The 17,319-nt window shown below is 43.8% G+C and carries 17 protein-coding genes; 7 read left to right on the forward strand and 10 right to left on the reverse strand.

Features of this window, described 5'->3' with window-relative positions:
• Positions 1–56: 56 nt before the first annotated feature.
• Entirely contained in the window at positions 57–674 is a 618-nt protein-coding gene (locus tag AAA952_RS21710) for a DUF5610 domain-containing protein (protein WP_263204105.1), read from the reverse strand.
• A 226-nt stretch (positions 675–900) separates the two neighbouring features.
• Between AAA952_RS21710 and AAA952_RS21715 the strand changes: the two genes are divergently transcribed.
• From AAA952_RS21715 to AAA952_RS21725, 3 genes are all read left to right on the forward strand, one after another.
• Positions 901–1,518 carry a SixA phosphatase family protein gene (locus tag AAA952_RS21715; RefSeq protein ID WP_263167803.1) on the forward strand — a complete coding sequence of 206 codons (618 nt, stop codon included), beginning with the start codon at positions 901–903 and terminating at the stop codon, positions 1,516–1,518.
• Between the two features lie 11 nt (positions 1,519–1,529).
• On the forward strand, positions 1,530–3,020 hold the full coding sequence (locus AAA952_RS21720) for an FMN-binding glutamate synthase family protein (RefSeq protein ID WP_105250223.1): 1,491 nt from the start codon (positions 1,530–1,532) through the stop codon (positions 3,018–3,020).
• 151 nt (positions 3,021–3,171) lie between these two features.
• On the forward strand, positions 3,172–3,381 hold the full coding sequence (locus AAA952_RS21725) for a hypothetical protein (RefSeq protein ID WP_105250224.1): 210 nt from the start codon (positions 3,172–3,174) through the stop codon (positions 3,379–3,381).
• Positions 3,382–3,489: 108 nt separating this feature from the next.
• Here the strand turns inward: AAA952_RS21725 and AAA952_RS21730 are convergent, their stop codons facing one another.
• Together AAA952_RS21730 and AAA952_RS21735 are read right to left on the reverse strand one after the other, a co-directional pair.
• Entirely contained in the window at positions 3,490–3,747 is a 258-nt protein-coding gene (locus AAA952_RS21730) for a hypothetical protein (protein ID WP_105250225.1), read from the reverse strand.
• A gap of 79 nt (positions 3,748–3,826) precedes the next feature.
• Positions 3,827–5,623 (reverse strand): ABCB family ABC transporter ATP-binding protein/permease, encoded by a 1,797-nt coding sequence (locus AAA952_RS21735; protein ID WP_263182490.1) that lies wholly within the window; start codon positions 5,621–5,623, stop codon positions 3,827–3,829.
• A gap of 472 nt (positions 5,624–6,095) precedes the next feature.
• Here AAA952_RS21735 and AAA952_RS21740 point away from each other — a divergent pair, with 472 nt between their 5' ends.
• Positions 6,096–6,272 (forward strand): hypothetical protein, encoded by a 177-nt coding sequence (locus AAA952_RS21740; protein ID WP_105250227.1) that lies wholly within the window; start codon positions 6,096–6,098, stop codon positions 6,270–6,272.
• Between the two features lie 103 nt (positions 6,273–6,375).
• Here the strand turns inward: AAA952_RS21740 and aroG are convergent, their stop codons facing one another.
• The 5 genes from aroG to AAA952_RS21765 all read right to left on the reverse strand — a co-directional run bounded on the left by aroG (position 6,376) and on the right by AAA952_RS21765 (position 11,220).
• Positions 6,376–7,431, reverse strand: a complete 1,056-nt coding sequence (gene aroG, locus AAA952_RS21745) for a 3-deoxy-7-phosphoheptulonate synthase AroG (protein WP_131525191.1) — start codon at positions 7,429–7,431, stop codon at positions 6,376–6,378.
• A 351-nt stretch (positions 7,432–7,782) separates the two neighbouring features.
• Complete coding sequence (locus tag AAA952_RS21750; protein ID WP_338259555.1) at positions 7,783–8,976, reverse strand: tetratricopeptide repeat protein; 1,194 nt, start codon at positions 8,974–8,976, stop codon at positions 7,783–7,785.
• A 127-nt stretch (positions 8,977–9,103) separates the two neighbouring features.
• Complete coding sequence (locus tag AAA952_RS21755) at positions 9,104–9,442, reverse strand: hypothetical protein (RefSeq protein ID WP_263163583.1); 339 nt, start codon at positions 9,440–9,442, stop codon at positions 9,104–9,106.
• 178 nt (positions 9,443–9,620) lie between these two features.
• Positions 9,621–10,871, reverse strand: coding sequence for an ammonium transporter (locus AAA952_RS21760; protein ID WP_028761801.1), 1,251 nt, complete (start codon positions 10,869–10,871; stop codon positions 9,621–9,623).
• A 10-nt stretch (positions 10,872–10,881) separates the two neighbouring features.
• Positions 10,882–11,220, reverse strand: coding sequence for a P-II family nitrogen regulator (locus AAA952_RS21765; protein WP_028761800.1), 339 nt, complete (start codon positions 11,218–11,220; stop codon positions 10,882–10,884).
• Between the two features lie 344 nt (positions 11,221–11,564).
• Here AAA952_RS21765 and AAA952_RS21770 point away from each other — a divergent pair, with 344 nt between their 5' ends.
• The gene (locus AAA952_RS21770; protein ID WP_168824640.1) at positions 11,565–12,107 is read left to right on the forward strand and encodes a hydrolase; all 543 of its coding nucleotides are present in this window, start codon (positions 11,565–11,567) and stop codon (positions 12,105–12,107) included.
• An 81-nt stretch (positions 12,108–12,188) separates the two neighbouring features.
• On the opposite strand, the gene AAA952_RS21775 is transcribed toward AAA952_RS21770, so the two are convergent.
• Positions 12,189–12,941: a putative porin gene (locus AAA952_RS21775; protein ID WP_006080141.1), complete on the reverse strand. Its 753-nt coding sequence runs from the start codon at positions 12,939–12,941 to the stop codon at positions 12,189–12,191.
• Between the two features lie 250 nt (positions 12,942–13,191).
• Positions 13,192–14,595 carry an ammonia-forming nitrite reductase cytochrome c552 subunit gene (gene nrfA / locus AAA952_RS21780; RefSeq protein WP_338259561.1) on the reverse strand — a complete coding sequence of 468 codons (1,404 nt, stop codon included), beginning with the start codon at positions 14,593–14,595 and terminating at the stop codon, positions 13,192–13,194.
• Positions 14,596–14,820: 225 nt separating this feature from the next.
• On the opposite strand from nrfA, the gene narQ reads away from it, so the two are divergent.
• The gene (narQ, locus tag AAA952_RS21785) at positions 14,821–16,656 is read left to right on the forward strand and encodes a nitrate/nitrite two-component system sensor histidine kinase NarQ (RefSeq protein WP_338259562.1); all 1,836 of its coding nucleotides are present in this window, start codon (positions 14,821–14,823) and stop codon (positions 16,654–16,656) included.
• Positions 16,649–17,278, forward strand: a complete 630-nt coding sequence (locus AAA952_RS21790; protein WP_338259564.1) for a response regulator — start codon at positions 16,649–16,651, stop codon at positions 17,276–17,278. Before narQ ends, AAA952_RS21790 begins: the two co-directional genes overlap by 8 nt.
• Positions 17,279–17,319 lie beyond the last annotated feature (41 nt).

Genomic DNA, 17,319 nt, shown 5'->3' on the forward strand with positions numbered 1-17,319 from the left:
TTATATAAGGGGCTTATGACTATAACGCTGAATATAGAACTGAAAATACTGAGGTATTAACTCGGACTCGATGCTGTCTCATCAGTCTTCTTGTTAAAGCTATCTCTAAAGGCTTGCAGCCCCTCTTGCACTAAGCTGTAGGTTTTATCGACACCATCGGCAATATCACCCTGTAATACTTTAAGGCCGGACAGAATATCTTTAGCCTCTTTAAAGCCATTGTCGATGGCACCGCCAATAATCCCCATAAAGCTATCGAGTTGTTCATCTAAGCTCATACCTGAATGTTGCTGCTGATGAATCCCAAAGAATTTAGTCGCAAAATTCACAATGCGATCAGCTGTGGCCTCTGGAGACATATCAACGCCATTATCATAAGCGGTTTGAGTCGCGTTTTCGCCCATAGTAGGCGCTAGCTCTTTGTTTATGGCATCAATAGCAGCACGATAGAGCAAGGTCATAGACTGATCGCCTGACTTAATGTTTACCTCTTGCTGCGCCGATAAAATCGCTTGATTCATTAATAACTTACTTGTCTGGTATGCCGTTTGCCTCGATGTGGCTTTCGCGTCCTTCGAATCACTCACTTCGGTGCCCTTAGACGCCGTGTTTTCAGCATATTTTTTCTGTGGCAAAGGAGTACTTTGCACTTGAGGGGGTTTATTGATTTCCATGATGACTATCCATTCAATTCGGGTCGACTTAATTATCGACCAAAATTTAACCAGCTTTAGTAATTTTTAGAATTGAAGTACCATCTGACCACAAGGCCATGATAAGGCCCACATAAATTAAGTGGGTTCATTCTTTAATAAGGTGCATAAAGCGCCAACCCACCGCAATGCAGATCATTACTATCGCTGAGCTTAGACATAAGCCAATAGAAAAGGATGTTACACCATGGCAGCAGGCCGCAGTTTGAGTCATTTCCGCTTTCACGAGTTTACACTAATCCTTAAGCACTATTTTAAGCATAATCTGGGTATCAATATAAAACGCTTTAGCCTGCTAACAAGCCTCGTCATATTCACTTGCCTCGGCTTTACTCCCATTAGCCAAGCTCATGCGGAGAGCAGACTAATTATTTTAGTCAGACATGCCGAAAAAGCCGACACGCCAGCCAATAACCCGCAGTTATCACCCAAGGGAGAAATACGCGCAGCATCACTGATCACTGCCTTGAGCCGCACGCCGCTGTCGCAACTTATTGCGACTCAATACCTAAGAACCCAACAAACACTCGCGCCCATCGCCGAGGCTCGCCACTTACCTGTGACGATAGTAGAAGCAGCCAAACCTATCGAAGGACATATTCAACACATTGTCGAACAAGTGCATGCTGTAAAGGGCAATACACTCATCGTTGGGCATTCAAACACTGTCCCACTGATCATTAAAGCCCTTGGCGGACCAGAGATCCAAGCGATCAGCGAAGATGACTATAGCCAGCTGTTTTTACTCTCTCTTAATGATGACCAACCTGCGAGCTTGATCGCCACCCGTTACGGACAAGAATAAGGATAAATAACATGAGTGAACTCAATTGGTTTATGTGGGGACTCGATCTATTTTCAGGGCTGTTTTTGATTGTAATAGGACTCGCTGTACTCGCGGTTATTTACATGTATATCGCAGATAAAATGCAGACCAAACAAGCGGTAAGACATAACTACCCAGTAATTGGTCGCTTTCGGTATCTGTTCGAGAAACAAGGCGAGTTCTTTAGACAATACTTTTTCGCCCAAGACAGAGAAGAACTGCCATTCAACCGTGCAGAACGCAGTTGGGTTTACCGCGCGGCTAAAAATGTCGATAGAACTATCGCCTTTGGTTCAACTCGCCCCTTAGATAATGCTGGTACCATTATGTTTATGAATACCGCCTTCCCAACCCAAGATGAAGAGATCACACCCATTCATCCACTGACAATTGGCACCAATTGCCGCCAACCCTATACGACTCAAGCTATTTGTCATATTTCAGCCATGAGCTTTGGGGCTCTATCGCGCCCAGCAATTACCGCCCTTTCCCACGGTGCAGCGCAGGCGGGTTGCTGGCTTAACACAGGTGAAGGCGGCTTGAGCCCTTATCATCTAAAAGGTGGCTGCGATATCGTCTTTCAAATTGGAACAGCCAAATACGGTGTACGTAATGAGCACGGACATTTAGACGATGAAAAGCTCAAGTCGATAGCCATTCATCCCGAAGTCAAAATGTTTGAAATTAAAATGAGTCAAGGGGCTAAACCGGGTAAAGGTGGCATTTTACCAGGGATCAAAGTCACAGCTGAAATTGCCCATATCCGCGGTATTCCTCAGGGTTATGACTCTATTAGCCCTAATGGTCATATTGAATTCAAATCCGTGAACGATATTTTGGATATGGTTGAACGAGTACGTGAAGTTACCGGTAAACCAACGGGCATTAAGGCCGTACTCGGTGACGTACAGTGGCTCGAAGATTTATGTGATGAAATCGAACGTCGTGGCGAAGACTCTGCCCCCGACTTCTTTACTTTAGACAGTGCCGATGGCGGCACAGGCGCTGCACCACAACCTTTAATGGATTATGTCGGATTACCACTGAAGGAAAGCTTACCAATCCTAGTTAATGTCTTGATCCAACGAGGCTTGCGTAAACGCATCAAAGTCATCGCTTCGGGTAAACTCATAGTGCCATCAAGAGTCGCTTGGGCTTTAGCATTAGGTGCAGACTTCATCGCATCGGCCCGCGGCAATATGTTCGCCCTAGGTTGTATTCAAGCCTTACAGTGCAATAGAGATACCTGCCCAACGGGCATCACAACGCACAATCCCAAGCTACAACAAGGACTCGATCCTAGGGATAAATCGGCTCGTGTTGCTAACTATAATCATAATTTACACCATGACTTAGCCTTAATTGCGCACTCTTGCGGAGTGACAGAACCAAGACAACTCAAACCCTCACATGTCCGAATTGTACTCGATAGCGGTTTATCCATTTCACTCGATAAATACTATGCACATATGGATAAGTAGCCGCGAACCCTCGCGGTTAATGGCGAATACAACTTTCGTTTATATAGGGTTTACATAAGGTATATTTGAATGCGTATCACAAAAGAGGTAAGATCCGTGACGTGAGACATTATTCAAATGTCTTACCCACAATTGAACTTAAGGAAACACTTTGAAATCTAGCTTCGTAAGCCAACTGCCCGCCAGTAAAACTGTAAGCACTAGCTGTAAGAGCTGTAATCGCCTGACCGAGATCGAAGGTGAACTGGTGTGTTTTCGCGAAGGGCAGATCATTCGACTCACTTTGATAGATGAGTCAGTACCTAAATTGAATCTTTTATGTGAAGGTTGGAAAGCGGGGAAGCTGAACGGCGTAGCTTAATTCAGTCATATTTTATCTCTGGAGTCTCTCTAGAGCATCAAGAATAGAGGCTCACCTCTATTCTCGTACGTTCTCACCTAAACTGTACTAAAGCACTAGCGAACACACCTAACGCATACCCATAAAGTCACTTGTCGGCGCGTTCATATCGCGGATCACACCTGCCAGCACCATTTCTGGATTGACTTTAGCCAAGGTAAGTCGCCGAGTTGTAACCAACAGGCCCGCATTCAATTCAGCATGAATACGTTGCAATGAATCATAATCAACACCACGTTTTTTCAATGTCGCCATGATGGCATACCAATCAGTGGCGACTTTTTCTTCTTTGCCTTCAATATTAGCTCTCAGTGTAATATTTTCCATGCCAGATCTCTTCCGATTGATGTGTTGGCATTGAGTATAGAGAGCCGAAGCTGAATAAAGACTGAACTGTATTACGCTATTAACTGCTCAGAGGAGTATGTTGTTGCTCATTTTGTATCCGCCATAATTTGGCATAGAGACCATTTGCCAACAGCAAAGTCTGATGATTACCTTGCTCAACTATTTCTCCTTGGCTTAATACGACTATTTGATCGGCATCGACTATGGTCGATAACCTATGAGCCACCACTAGGCTAGTGTGCCCCTTAGCGACTTCCCGCAGTGCCGACAAAATAGCTTGCTCGGAGCGACTATCGAGTGAAGATGTCGCCTCATCAAACACCAGCACTGGCGAGCCCTTCAAAATGGCCCTTGCTATCGCGACACGCTGTTTTTCTCCGCCAGAGAGTTTTAAGCCGCGCTCACCCACCTTTGTGTCCCAACCAAGGGCAAGTGATGCAATAAATTGCTCTAAGTGCGCTAATTTAATCGCGTTACGCACCTCTTCATCCGTCGCGCTTGGGCGACCATAACGTATGTTTTCGACTAATGAATCGTTAAACAGCACGGTATCCTGCGGCACTATGGCGATGGCACGCCGCAGCGCATCTTGGGTGAGATGGCGGATATCTTGTCCATCGATTTTAATCGCACCTTGGTCCACATCGTAAAATCGAAACAGCAGTTTAATCAGGGTCGATTTACCTGCACCACTATCACCTACAACAGCCACCTTTTTACCGGCTTCAACCTTAAAGCTCACGTCCCGCAGAATTTGCCGCTCATCGTAGCTAAAATTAACATTTTCAAATATCAACTCACCCTTAGTGGGTTGAAAATCGAGTGCTTGGGGTAAGTCGACTATCATAGGATGTTTATCGAGCAAGCTAAACATGCGCTCAATATTGGCTAACGCGCCGCGAATTTCGCGATACACAAAACCTAAGAAGTTAAGGGGTAAAAAGAGCTGCATCATAAACGCATTAATCAACACAAAATCACCTAAGGTCATATCGCCATAGGTGACTCTGTATGCCGCCAGCGCCATCATAGCCGTCATCGCCAAAGCGATAATCACAGCTTGTCCACCATTGAGCGCAAACAAAGATAAACGATTCTTACGCTTAGCGACTTCCCACTGTTCAAGCGCTTGGTCATAGCGCTGCGACTCATACTTTTCATTATTAAAATACTTCACCGTTTCATAGTTCAGCAAGCTGTCGATGGCGCGGGTATTCGATAACGAGTCAGCCTTGGCCGCATCACGTACATACTCAGTACGCCATTCGGTCGCGACCACAGAAAAAATAATATAAGCCAGCACAGCAACAAAAGTGATTGCCGCAAACGCAATGCCGTAGTTATAAAAGAAAATGCCGATCACCATGACAATTTCGAGCAAGGTTGGCACTATGTTGAACACCATAAAACGCATGAGGAAACTCACGCCGCTGGTGCCGCGTTCAATATCGCGGGATAGGCCGCCGGTTTTGCGCTCTAGATGAAAGTCGAGGTCCAGTCGGTGTAAATGGTCGAATACTGCTAAGCCTAAACGGCGGATCGCCCGCTCGGTTACGCGGCCAAACAAGGTATCGCGGATCTCCCCCGTAATCGCCGTTAGTAAACGTACCGCGCCATAGGCCAACACTAATCCTACGGGCACACTGAGGGCTTGCGCAGTTTTATCGGCATCTAAGGTGTCGACCAAATGCTTCAGAATAAAAGGCAGAGCCACGCTGGTCAGCTTAGCGATGATGAGGCATGACATCGCCAACGCAATACGGCCTTTGTATTCCAATAAGTAAGGCCAAAGCAGTTTCATGACGTGCCAGTTTAATTTATCGACTGGACCTTCAAAATATAACGTTGGGCGCATAGGACATAACCTTGAATGAGTTATGCCAATTGTAACAGTTCACACCGGACATAAGCTAAGCGAAACTAGCAAAGTCTGAATAAAATCAATCAGATTTTCCTGACAGACAAATAGACTTATTCACGACATACTCATCTGCTATTTTGATTGTATTTAAAGCCAAAACATCATACTTACGCATTGCACTGGCGTATTCACAATAAATGAATTTATACTAATTTGTGTTCAGGCATGTACCGTTTTACTTAACCTCAGAGCCGTATGTAAGAGGATAAGAGTGCAATGGAAGAAGGCTTGGCACAAAGTTGCTGCTGTTGATTATTTTTGCCGTTTTGCCCAAAATGCCATGGAGGCGGTTATACAAATCAATAGAATTTGTTAACCTCTACGCGCTAGATTTTGCGATTCATACGCCCAAGTTCTAGCGAGAATATTAAGATAAACAAATTAAATTAAGATCAAAGGAAGCTTTATGTTGGATTCCGCTAAAGTTCAATACCCGCCATTACCACTGATCCAAACTTGGGTGTGGATGATGATCGAATCAGGCAATCCAGAGATACAAGATAAAGGTAGAAACAACCTTATTGCCGCCTTTGGTAGCTTAGCCAAAGCAAATGAATACATTGTTGAAATAAGCAATAAATAGATAAAACAAAGGCGCCAGGATAGCGCCTTTGTTTTTACTTAACCCGCAATCGTTAACGGCTAACTCAGGTATAGTTGCGGTTTATGTTCGCTCGAGCAGACAATTAAACCTGACGGCGTTCGATAATGCTTTGGTTCAAAATGGCTAATAGACGCTCGGTATCATCCCAACCAATACACGCATCGGTAATACTCTGCCCATAGCATAACTCTTGACCTTCAATAAGATCTTGACGACCTTCCACTAAATGGCTTTCTACCATAACACCAAAAATAGCAGTATTTCCCGCCGCCACTTGACCAGCGACATCTTCAGCAACCACTAACTGACGTTGATACTCTTTACTACTATTCGCATGGCTAAAGTCGATCATGATGTTGTCGGCAAGCTTTGCTTTTAACAATTGCTGGCTAATCTCAGTGACATGCGGCGCGCTATAATTGGGCTCGCGGCCACCCCGTAAAATAATGTGGCAATCAGGATTGCCCTTAGTCGAAACGATCGCCGAATGGCCCAACTTAGTCACAGATAAAAAATGGTGTGGTGCATTGGCAGCACCTATCGCATCAATAGCAACTTTAATCGTGCCATCAGTACCATTTTTAAAACCGACCGGACAAGAAAGACCCGAGGCTAACTCTCTGTGTACTTGAGATTCTGTCGTACGGGCACCAATGGCTCCCCAGCACATTAAATCAGCCATATATTGTGGGGTGATCATGTCAAGAAACTCACCCGCAGTTGGCATACCGCTGTCGTTCAAATCCACTAATAATTTACGGGCGGTGCGTAAACCATCATTGAGTTTAAAGCTGTTATCCATGTAAGGATCGTTAATCAGCCCCTTCCAACCCACTGTGGTTCTTGGTTTTTCAAAATACACTCGCATCACAATTTCGAGTTGATCTTTATAACGTTCACGCAGTGAGACCAAACGCTGTCCATATTCCAACGCAGCTTTGGGATCGTGGATAGAACAAGGCCCAATCACCACTAATAGACGATCATCAGACTTAGCCAGAATATTATGGATACTATTACGCGCATTAAACACAGTCGCAGAGGCTTTTTCGGAAGCAGGAAATCGTTCAAGAATCGCGATAGGTGGAAGTAACTCTTTTACTTCTTTAATGCGAACGTCATCATTTTGGTAATACATAATTTTACTGCTCCAACGCTGGTGTTTTAGGCTATTTCTATCGCTGCGATAAGGGATCTCAACTGCAATACTGAGTTCAATTTATCGAGTCTCAGGCGCCAATGCAACCAAGTTGTCTCCATTTCAAAAAATCAAATATAACTTATTGTTTTAATATATTTTAAAAAAATCAAAATTCAAATATGCCAGCTAACTCACAGCCTTGATGAACAAAATCGAATATGGCGGATAAAAAGGAATAAACATATTTGCTGCAAGTGTATTTAGGCGCCCTATGTTAGCAAGCAAAGATGTTTACCCGTAATAAGCTTAATTGATGGCCAGCTCTCTATAGAAAAGAGCGGGCAAATGCTAATGCTGTAACATGACTTGTAACTTGCTCTGATAGCGTTGACGCTCTGACTCATCTCGGCTCAAAGCCAAGGCTTTATCCATATTCAGTTTGGCACGCTTTTCATCCCCCAGCGCCCAGTAGGTTTTAGATAAACCGAAGAAGAACTCATGACGATAATCCGCTTTTGCCAACGCCCTTTGATACCAAGCCAAGGCCTCGTCGTATTGATGCTCATCATAGGCTTGCTGCCCCATGTCATAGTAATAATAGGGATTACGTATTCGCGCTAATTCAAGCACTTTATTAATTTCGGCCCATTCATCAAGCCGCCCCTGCTCCCCTAAAATCAAGGCTAAGTTATAAAGCGTTGTCAGATTCTTCGCATCAAACTTGAGTGCATAGCGATAAACCTGTTCGGCCCGCTTTTCATCACCTTTATGCCGGTAAATAATGGCGAGCGTGTTGAGTGAAGGAACAAACTGGCCGACTTTTAAACCCGCTTCGATCAAGGCATAGGCCCTGTCTAAATCACCGTTCACCAAAGACTCTGCCGCCATGTTGTTGTAAAACATACTGATTAAGGTCTGCCGATCCACTTGGGTTTTACCGTATCCCCGTAGAGCTCGCTCCGGCATAAAGTCCACTAAAACTGCGGCAGATGACACATAAACTGAATGTGCGTTTTCAGGTGGAAGTAAGCGTAAATTCACATGCCCATTGATTAAATAGAAATCACCTTGCTTATCCCATACGGGTTCTATCGCAATATCTTGATACTCAGCACTCACATTCAATATGTCCGCTAACGCAGAAGTCATGACCACTAAAGACATGCAATTACCCGCCTTTTGGGCGTAGGTTTCACGGGCAATTTGGGTCAGATTATCTTGATATCGAAAATCAATGTTAGCGCTATTGGTTTGACTCGCATTGATATAACTAGCTAACCATTCATTGGCTAACATGTTGTTATTGTGTGACAAAGTGTATATCCCATAGCGACGTTTTACGTCTGTCACAACCTCGGGTGGCAGATAAAAGATATCCGCAACAGAAGGTATATCGGCCACAGGGGTAAACAGTGAATCGGCAAGTAACGACTCAAGATCCGACGGATTAGGCTCAATGGTCGTCGAGCTACAAGCAAACAATTGACTGAATACAACGCTCAAGATCGTACTCAAGTATACGGCTCGGAATAGTTTCGACATACGCCCTCCCACACCATTAGCTCCTATTTGAGCTTATTACAAATGGTGAAAAAGACGACATAAAATGGTTACAAAAAATGATAATCGCGATCGATTGAAAATAATTGCAAATAATTTAACGAATTAACTATTGTGAAGGTCGGTCAACTTCTATGTATAACTCACGCTGCTGATAATCATACGGCCGATAGTTATGCTCTCCACAGGTAAAATGTCGATAGGGTTTCATGACCGTAACGCAACCTGAGGGTAAAGCCTGCAGAATTTGGATTTGCTGCTGGCGACGAAGCGACTCCTGCCATTCAAAATCCTTGAGCACTTGATCACGCACGGCAAAGGCATCGACAGGCTCACTTGAGCGATTAACGATCACTTCTCCTGCAAAGGCAGAAACCGATATCCAGCCAGAAATGACGATAAGACTTAGTCGCAAAAATTGACCTATTGTTTTTATATTCAAGCTCATAGAACACTCCTTAATTTATGCAAGAAAACAGAATTGCTCAGTAATTAAGCTTATTACCCTGTGCTTAAACTTCAATCACAGTGATTACCCATAAAAAAGCAGAGCCTAGGCTCTGCTTCACTATCCCTCGATCCAAGCTAAGCATCAAGGTGAATCACGCGTTAATGTGCAAGTTTAATCAGCCCGCATTTTTGACCGTAACAAACTCAGGATAGGCATCAATACCGCAGTCAGAAGCATCCATACCGTTGTATTCTTCTTCCTCAGTCACACGGATCCCCATGGTTATCTTAATCACATACCAGACAGCAAATGATGAGCAGAACACCCAAGTGAAAATGATCGCTGCCCCCGTCAACTGTCCGGTAATAGTTGCATTGGCATTGGATAATGGCACACACATTAAGCCAAGGAAACCAGCCACACCGTGTACTGAAATCGCACCGACGGGATCGTCGATCTTAATGCGATCTAAGCCCACAATCGAGAACACCACCACGCCGCCCGCCACTAAACCAATCACACCCGCCATTAACAATGAAGGCGAGAGAGGATCGGCCGTAATCGCCACTAATCCAGCCAAAATACCGTTAAGGATCATGGTCAAATCCGCTTTACCCCAAATCATCTTACACACGATAAGAGCTGAGATGGCACCAAAAGCCGCTGCGGTATTGGTATTCACAAACACTTTCGCCACTGAGCTTGCATTCGCCGCATCCGACACCATTAATTGCGATCCGCCGTTAAAGCCAAACCAGCCCATCCAAAGAATAAACATACCTAAGGTTGCCATTGGCAAGTTAGAGCCTGGAATAGGATTCACTTGACCATTAGGCCCGTATTTCCCCTTACGCGCACCGAGCAATATTACGCCAGCAATCGCCGCGGTCGCCCCCGTCATATGCACAATACCGCTACCAGCAAAGTCTACAAAGCCCAGTTTAGCGATAAAACCTTGGCCCCAAGTCCAATAACCTTCTACTGGATAGATAACCGCTGTCATCACCACAGAAAAGAACAAGAAAGCCCACAACTTCATCCGTTCCGCCACAGCACCAGAGACAATTGACATCGCCGTTGCCACAAATACAACTTGGAAGAAGAAGTCAGATTCTAATGCATGGCTCGCATCTGCTGATTGCGAACCAATTAAGGTGCCAATTGACGGTAACCAACCACCTTCAGTGTTATCCACATACATGATGTTGTAGCCAACCAACAGATACATCACACAGGCAATCGCGTACAGCACAACGTTCTTAGTTAAAATTTCAGTGGTATTTTTAGAGCGAACTAAACCCGCTTCTAACATAGCGAATCCCGCCGCCATCCACATGACTAAAGCGCCAGAAATCAAAAAGTAAAAGGTATCGAGTGCAAAGCGTAGTTCAGTGACTGTGCCGCCTAATTTCGTTAATTCTTCCATTGTCAGCCCCTTATAGCGCTTCAGTATCAAGTTCACCCGTACGGATACGGATAGCATGTTCTAAATCAACGACGAAGATCTTACCGTCACCAATTTTCCCCGTATGGGCCGCAGTGGTAATCGCCTCAATCAACATGTCGAGATTTTCAGCCTTAGTGGCAATTTCTAGTTTTACTTTTGGCAAAAAATCCACCTGATACTCGGCGCCGCGATACAACTCTGTATGCCCTTTCTGACGGCCAAAACCTTTCACTTCGGTCACCGTCATGCCCTCAATACCAATTCCGGCGATAGCTTCACGGACATCATCCAACTTAAACGGCTTGATGATAGCGCTGACTAGTTTCATCCTGACCTCCAAAAAAACGCGATTGTTATTAACTTGTATCAAAGGTAATTCAATCATTAGGCCAACAATTTAATCTATTGATTATTATTGGTTTAAATTGTTTAACACTATTTTTTAAGGTTAAAAACGCACCATAATCGAGCACGAACTGGTGCGGTGCACTCTTTTAGTGAGCAGTTTAAGTGCGACAGCTATTCGACCTTAGGCCTATTGGTAACAAGGTTAAATTAGGGTCTACTGGGGGAAGCGTAAATCGAGATGAAATCTGAGCATCGCAACACAAGCTCTTAGACAAAAGCGAAGATCATCACTAAGACAATCATCAAGCGCAGAAGGAAGGCCCGATGTTAAAACCAGAAGAATGTGTTCTCGTTATCGTCGATGTGCAAGGAAAACTTGCACAAATCATGGATAACAGTGACAAGCTGCATCAACAACTACAGACCTTAATCCAAGGCGCACAATTATTTGAAATTCCCATACTGTGGTTAGAACAGCTACCCGATAAACTCGGAGCAACTAGCCCTGAGCTGCAAACCTTACTTGCGAAAACCAGCTCACCCATTGCCAAGCAGCATTTTAGTGGCTGGCACTGTGACGCGTTTGCAAAGGCATTAACTAAGACGAATCGCAAACACGTCATACTGGCGGGTATTGAAACCCATGTGTGTGTTTACCAAACCTGTTGTGACCTTATCGAACAGCAATATTCGGTGCATCTCGTCGCAGATGGCGTCTCGTCACGCAGTGCCGATAATAAAAAACTGGGTATTCAGATGATGACGGCCAGAGGCGCCTTATTAACTAACGTGGAATCGCTATTATTTGAATTACAACATCAAGCCCAAGGCGAGCGCTTTAGGGCATTATTAAAACTGATAAAATAGTCTTAAATTTATTTTGGGTAAAATAATAAAGGTCACATTAACTTGTGACCTTTATATTAAAAAATCGTTAAATATATTAAATTAGAAACGACCAGTCAAACCTAAACCAATAAATACACCATCAGCATCTGAATCTAATTCTCTAGCTAACTCAAAGTTTGCAGAGAAGCTATCAGACAGACGTAACCAATAAGCGGTTTTCAATACGAAAGTATCGTCATGACCATCATCGGTATAGCCTAGACCAACAGACCATGACTTAGTCACATACCAATCAGCACCTAAATTGAATGTGTCGTCAGAATCTTGATGTGTCCAGTTTGCGCTCAAATCAACACCTGTAGTTGATTGCAGTGCAATAAAGCTACGCACTTTTAAACCGTATGACTCTTCGATGCTATCGCTGCCATCGTTATAGAAAGCAGATACTGCAGAGCTATCATTGAAGTAATAACCGACTTCTGCACCGTAAGTGTTCCAGTCAAAACTGCCGATTTCAGAACGTTGATAGTTAGCAGCAATAAACCATTTAGAAGCAAATACATAAGTGCCATCAACACCAATGGTATCTAAATCTGATTCATCATAATTGCTGTAATTAACGCCAACATTAGACGTTTGAGCTAAAAATCCATTAAGCGCATAAGGACCTTTAGTTTGGTCAACTGGGCTAATGTAGTAACGATAATTCGCGTTCCACAGACCATCGCTGAACTCTTCAGAATTTGCGCTATATTTTAGGCCTGCTTCATGCTGATATGGATTATCTTGTGCAGCAGCGGCATTAACACTTACGAAACCTAATAATATTGCTAGCGCGGTAATTTTTTTCATCAAAGTATTCCCTTATATGATTATAAGCTAGGAGTAAAAGATGAAGATAACGAAGAAACAATCTCAGTGTTGCTTATTCCATTATCATTAATATCCATTTAAATTTAAACGAACCTGCTCTCCTAGCGGCGCACACCTTAATGCAAAAAATATAGAATTGAAATAAAAATTTAATATTTACACTTTAATAAAGGATATAAAAAAGCTCCTTATATAGGAGCTTTTTATTATTTTGAAGTCTACTTAAGTATTATTTATAAGTGGCTTCGCGTTTTTTCGCTTCTTCATCCCACTTAGGTAACATGTCTTTCTTAAATGCTTCTTTCTCAGCATTCATCTTTTTCATGTCCATACCTAAGACTGCTTGTGCTTTAGCTTTAGTAGAGATATCAGGAATAGCGATTGGATCTGTGATGCCTTTTTTCGCTAATAACTGTGCTAACTTCACACGAGCATCAGCAGCTTTATTCACTGAAGTACCTAAAACACGTAGGGCTTCTTCAGGAGCATGAGCAGCAACACCATGGGAAGCAATCGCTAAATCCCAGCGCCATTGAGCATGACGGATATCGGTCAAGATAGGCTTCATTTCAGCTTCAGTTGCACCCAATTCCCACGCTTTAGCAGCTTCGAAGTGCGCTTTCACTAATTGCTCTTCCGCTTTCAGTTTCATTTCTTTAACTTTAGCTTTACGTTCATTAGTGACGCCAACTAAGAATTCTTTCGTTTGGCTATGGCAAGTTGCACAGGTTTCTTCGAAACGGTCAAATGGATTACCCACTTTATGATCGGTAAATTTCTTACCTTCAGGGCTAGTCACTTTTGGCATATGGCAGTCAACACAACTGACATTATTTTTACCATGAATACCCAGTTTCCACGTTTCATACTCTGGATGTTGCGCTTTTAACATAGGTGTTTTAGACAGCGCATGAGTCCAATCCGAGAACTCGATACCGTCGTAGTAAACTTCCATCTGGTCAACAGTTATGCCCATATCCCAAGGGAATTTGACGAAACCTTTTTTGTCTTCTTTTTTCTCAAAATAGTATTCAACGTGGCACTGACCGCACACCATAGATTGCTTGTCTTTCTTCGAAGCTTTATCAAATGGCGTACCGATAGCATCCATTGCACGGTCTACATAAGGACGAGAGATCCGCAGTTTTGGTGAGCCTTTTTCATGACAATCACCACAGCCAATGGTGTTAGTGACTTCAGGGCCACCCTTAGCCCATTTACCTTTGAAGTAGCCATCTTCACCTTGCTCTTCAATTAAGCGAGGTACATCAGGGCTCTTACAGCTCCAACATGCCATAGGCAATGGACCATCTTCCGCATTTTTCGGCGCACCAGTACGTAGGGTATTACGCACGTCGGTCACGGCATACATATGGCCGCGAGGAGCGTTGTAATCTTTTGCGAATGCATAGCCAGCCCACAGGATCACCATATTAGGATCTTGTGCAAGTGCATCCACGAGTTCTTCACTTTTAGCGGTATCATGCCAGCTACTGTATTGATTCTTAAATTTATCTTTATAAACTTCGTTGCGAGGCTCTGTTTTATCACTCGCCATTGCGCCCGCTGCCATGAAGCTGGCGGCAACCAGTGCACTCAGTGCAAAGGACTTACCTGTCATCTTCTTCATCATCTCATCTCCGTGTTGCATTATTGTTGTAAATCACGACATCTCCATGGTCAAACTTAGTGATTTAACCCTGCTAAAAATATACCTCTTAGGGGGTATCTAGGTTGAAGTTTGCGCTAGATCAAAATGTAAAGGTGTTGTTGTTCACATTTCTATACTTTTGTTAATGTATTACATTATTTTCTAATGTAAAAACCACTGCAAAGTGCCATAACAGCGGCCATCAAAATGAACAGCGGATTAATGAAACGAGGTAGTCTCACCTCAAAAATCTTAGGATTAATGTTAGTACTTATTCTGCTCTCTAGTAGTTTATCGACTTTTGCTATCATCAATTTGTCCTACAGCTTAGGCGACGCCAAGGCGATTAATGCCTCAGGGTCGCTGAGGATGCAAAGCTATCGGTTAATGTTTTACGCCAACTCAGGCAGTGATGCTGCGCAGGATAAAATCACCGAATTCGAAAATACGCTCTATTCCGACACGTTAAAGCCCTCGGAAAGTTGGTTTAGTCCGCCAGAAATTGCCGCTCAATATCAGCTTGTCATCGATAAATGGCTGGTGATGAAACACTACATAGAACAAGAAAACTCCCGCGATTATGTCGCCTCACTGAAGGACTTTGTTGATACCATAGATTTACTGGTGCTTGAGATGGAGCACTACGCCGCCTTTAAACTCAGGCTCCTTGCCGCCAGCCAAATATTAGGCTTAGGCGTCATGCTCATTATCGCTTTTGTGGCCGTGCGTTTTACAAAGAAGAAAGTAGTGATCCCACTGCAAAAACTGATGGAATCGGCCAACACGATTTCTAAGGGTAATTTTGAAATTGAAATGCCCGAGACCGAATATATTGAACTTACAGCGCTGACCCATGCCCTACAAAAAACGGCTAAGGAACTCGCGACGCTTTATGGCAACTTAGAATCGCAGGTAGCAGAAAAAACCTTAGCGCTGACAAGGGCCAACAACGAACTGGCATTCTTATATGATAACCTACTGGCATTAAACGCAAATAAACTCGATTACAAGGCTCTCAAGGCAGCGCTGAATCAGTTAAAAGGCTATGAATCACTCGACTACCTAAGACTCATCATTCAATACCCAGAGCAAGAGTTAGAAGTGATTGAGGCCGATGGCGGTTGGCCAGATATGACTCAAGAGAGCACCCGTTTCCCACTGCAATTTGAGCAGGCTAATTTAGGCTATTTAGAGTTAATTGCCGACCAAACACCCAATATCGCCTTGTTTAACAATTTCGCAATTATGTTGACGCGCTCAATCGTGATCCACAATGCCACAGAGCAAAGACAGCAACTGGCGCTAATGGAGGAACGTGGCGTGATTGCCCGGGAGCTGCACGACTCTTTGGGTCAAGTGCTATCTTTCCTAAAAATCCAAATTAGCTTATTACGCAAAAACTTAGATTGCAGTTGCCGCAGCCCGATCGTTGAGGCGCAGTTAACCGAAATCAACGAAGGTGTAAGCACTGCCTACGTGCAGCTCAGGGAGTTACTATCCACCTTTAGGCTCACAATTAAAGAGCCCGATCTAAAAAGTGCTTTAGAGGCTATGCTTGAGCAACTCAGGACAAAGACGAATATAAAGATAACCTTAGACTATAAACTTGCGCCACAATGGCTAGAGGCAAAGCAGCACATCCACATACTGCAGATCACGCGAGAAGCGACGTTAAATGCCATCAAACACGCCGAGGCCAGCCTCATTAACATCCATTGCTATAAGGATGACGAGGGTATGGTCAATATTGATGTTTGTGATAACGGCATAGGTATTGGACATTTAAAAGAACGAGATCAACATTTTGGCATAAGTATAATGCATGAACGAGCCAGTAAGCTTTCAGGTAAAGTCGTGTTCAGCGACAATGATTTAAAGAGATTTAAACCTGCTATGGCAACCACGACTGAGCAAGGATCCAATGCACAAGACGACGCACTCAAACCTAACAGCCCACTAAACCTTGTGCAGCACAGCAAAGGGTCAAGTGGCACTAGAGTGACGCTTATTTTCCCATCTCAACAGGAGCCTTCAAATGGGTAAACCTTATTCAGTACTGGTGGTCGATGACCATCCCCTCTTGCGCAAAGGCATCTGCCAGCTCATCGCTTCAGATCCTGACTTCAGCCTATTTGGCGAAGCCGGTAGTGGTTTAGACGCATTAACCGCAGTGGTCACCGATGAACCCGACATCATATTGCTCGATCTGAATATGAAAGGCATGACAGGCCTAGATACCCTCAACGCCATGCGCCAAGAAGGTGTTACCTCACGCATAGTAATTCTCACCGTTTCCGATGCAAAACAGGATGTTATCCGTTTACTTCGTGCTGGAGCCGACGGCTATTTGCTCAAAGATACTGAGCCAGATTTGCTGCTCGAAAAACTCAAAAATGCCATGCTTGGCCACAGGGTGATCAGCGATGAAGTCGAGGAATATCTTTACGAACTTAAAGATGCGACCGATGAACAAGAATGGATTTCAAGCTTAACCCCAAGGGAGCTGCAAATTCTAAAGCAACTGGCGGAAGGCTTAAGTAATCGCATGATTTCAGAGCATTTACACATTAGTGAAGGCACAGTTAAAGTACACGTGAAAAACCTACTGCGTAAAGCCAATGCGAAATCAAGAACCGAAATGGCGGTGCGCTACCTGAATCATTAAAGATACGAAAGTGAGCTTGGTATCGCGAAAAAAATAAAGGC

It is taken from the genome of Shewanella sp. M-Br (genome assembly GCF_036245925.1).
GTDB lineage: Bacteria > Pseudomonadota > Gammaproteobacteria > Enterobacterales > Shewanellaceae > Shewanella > Shewanella oncorhynchi.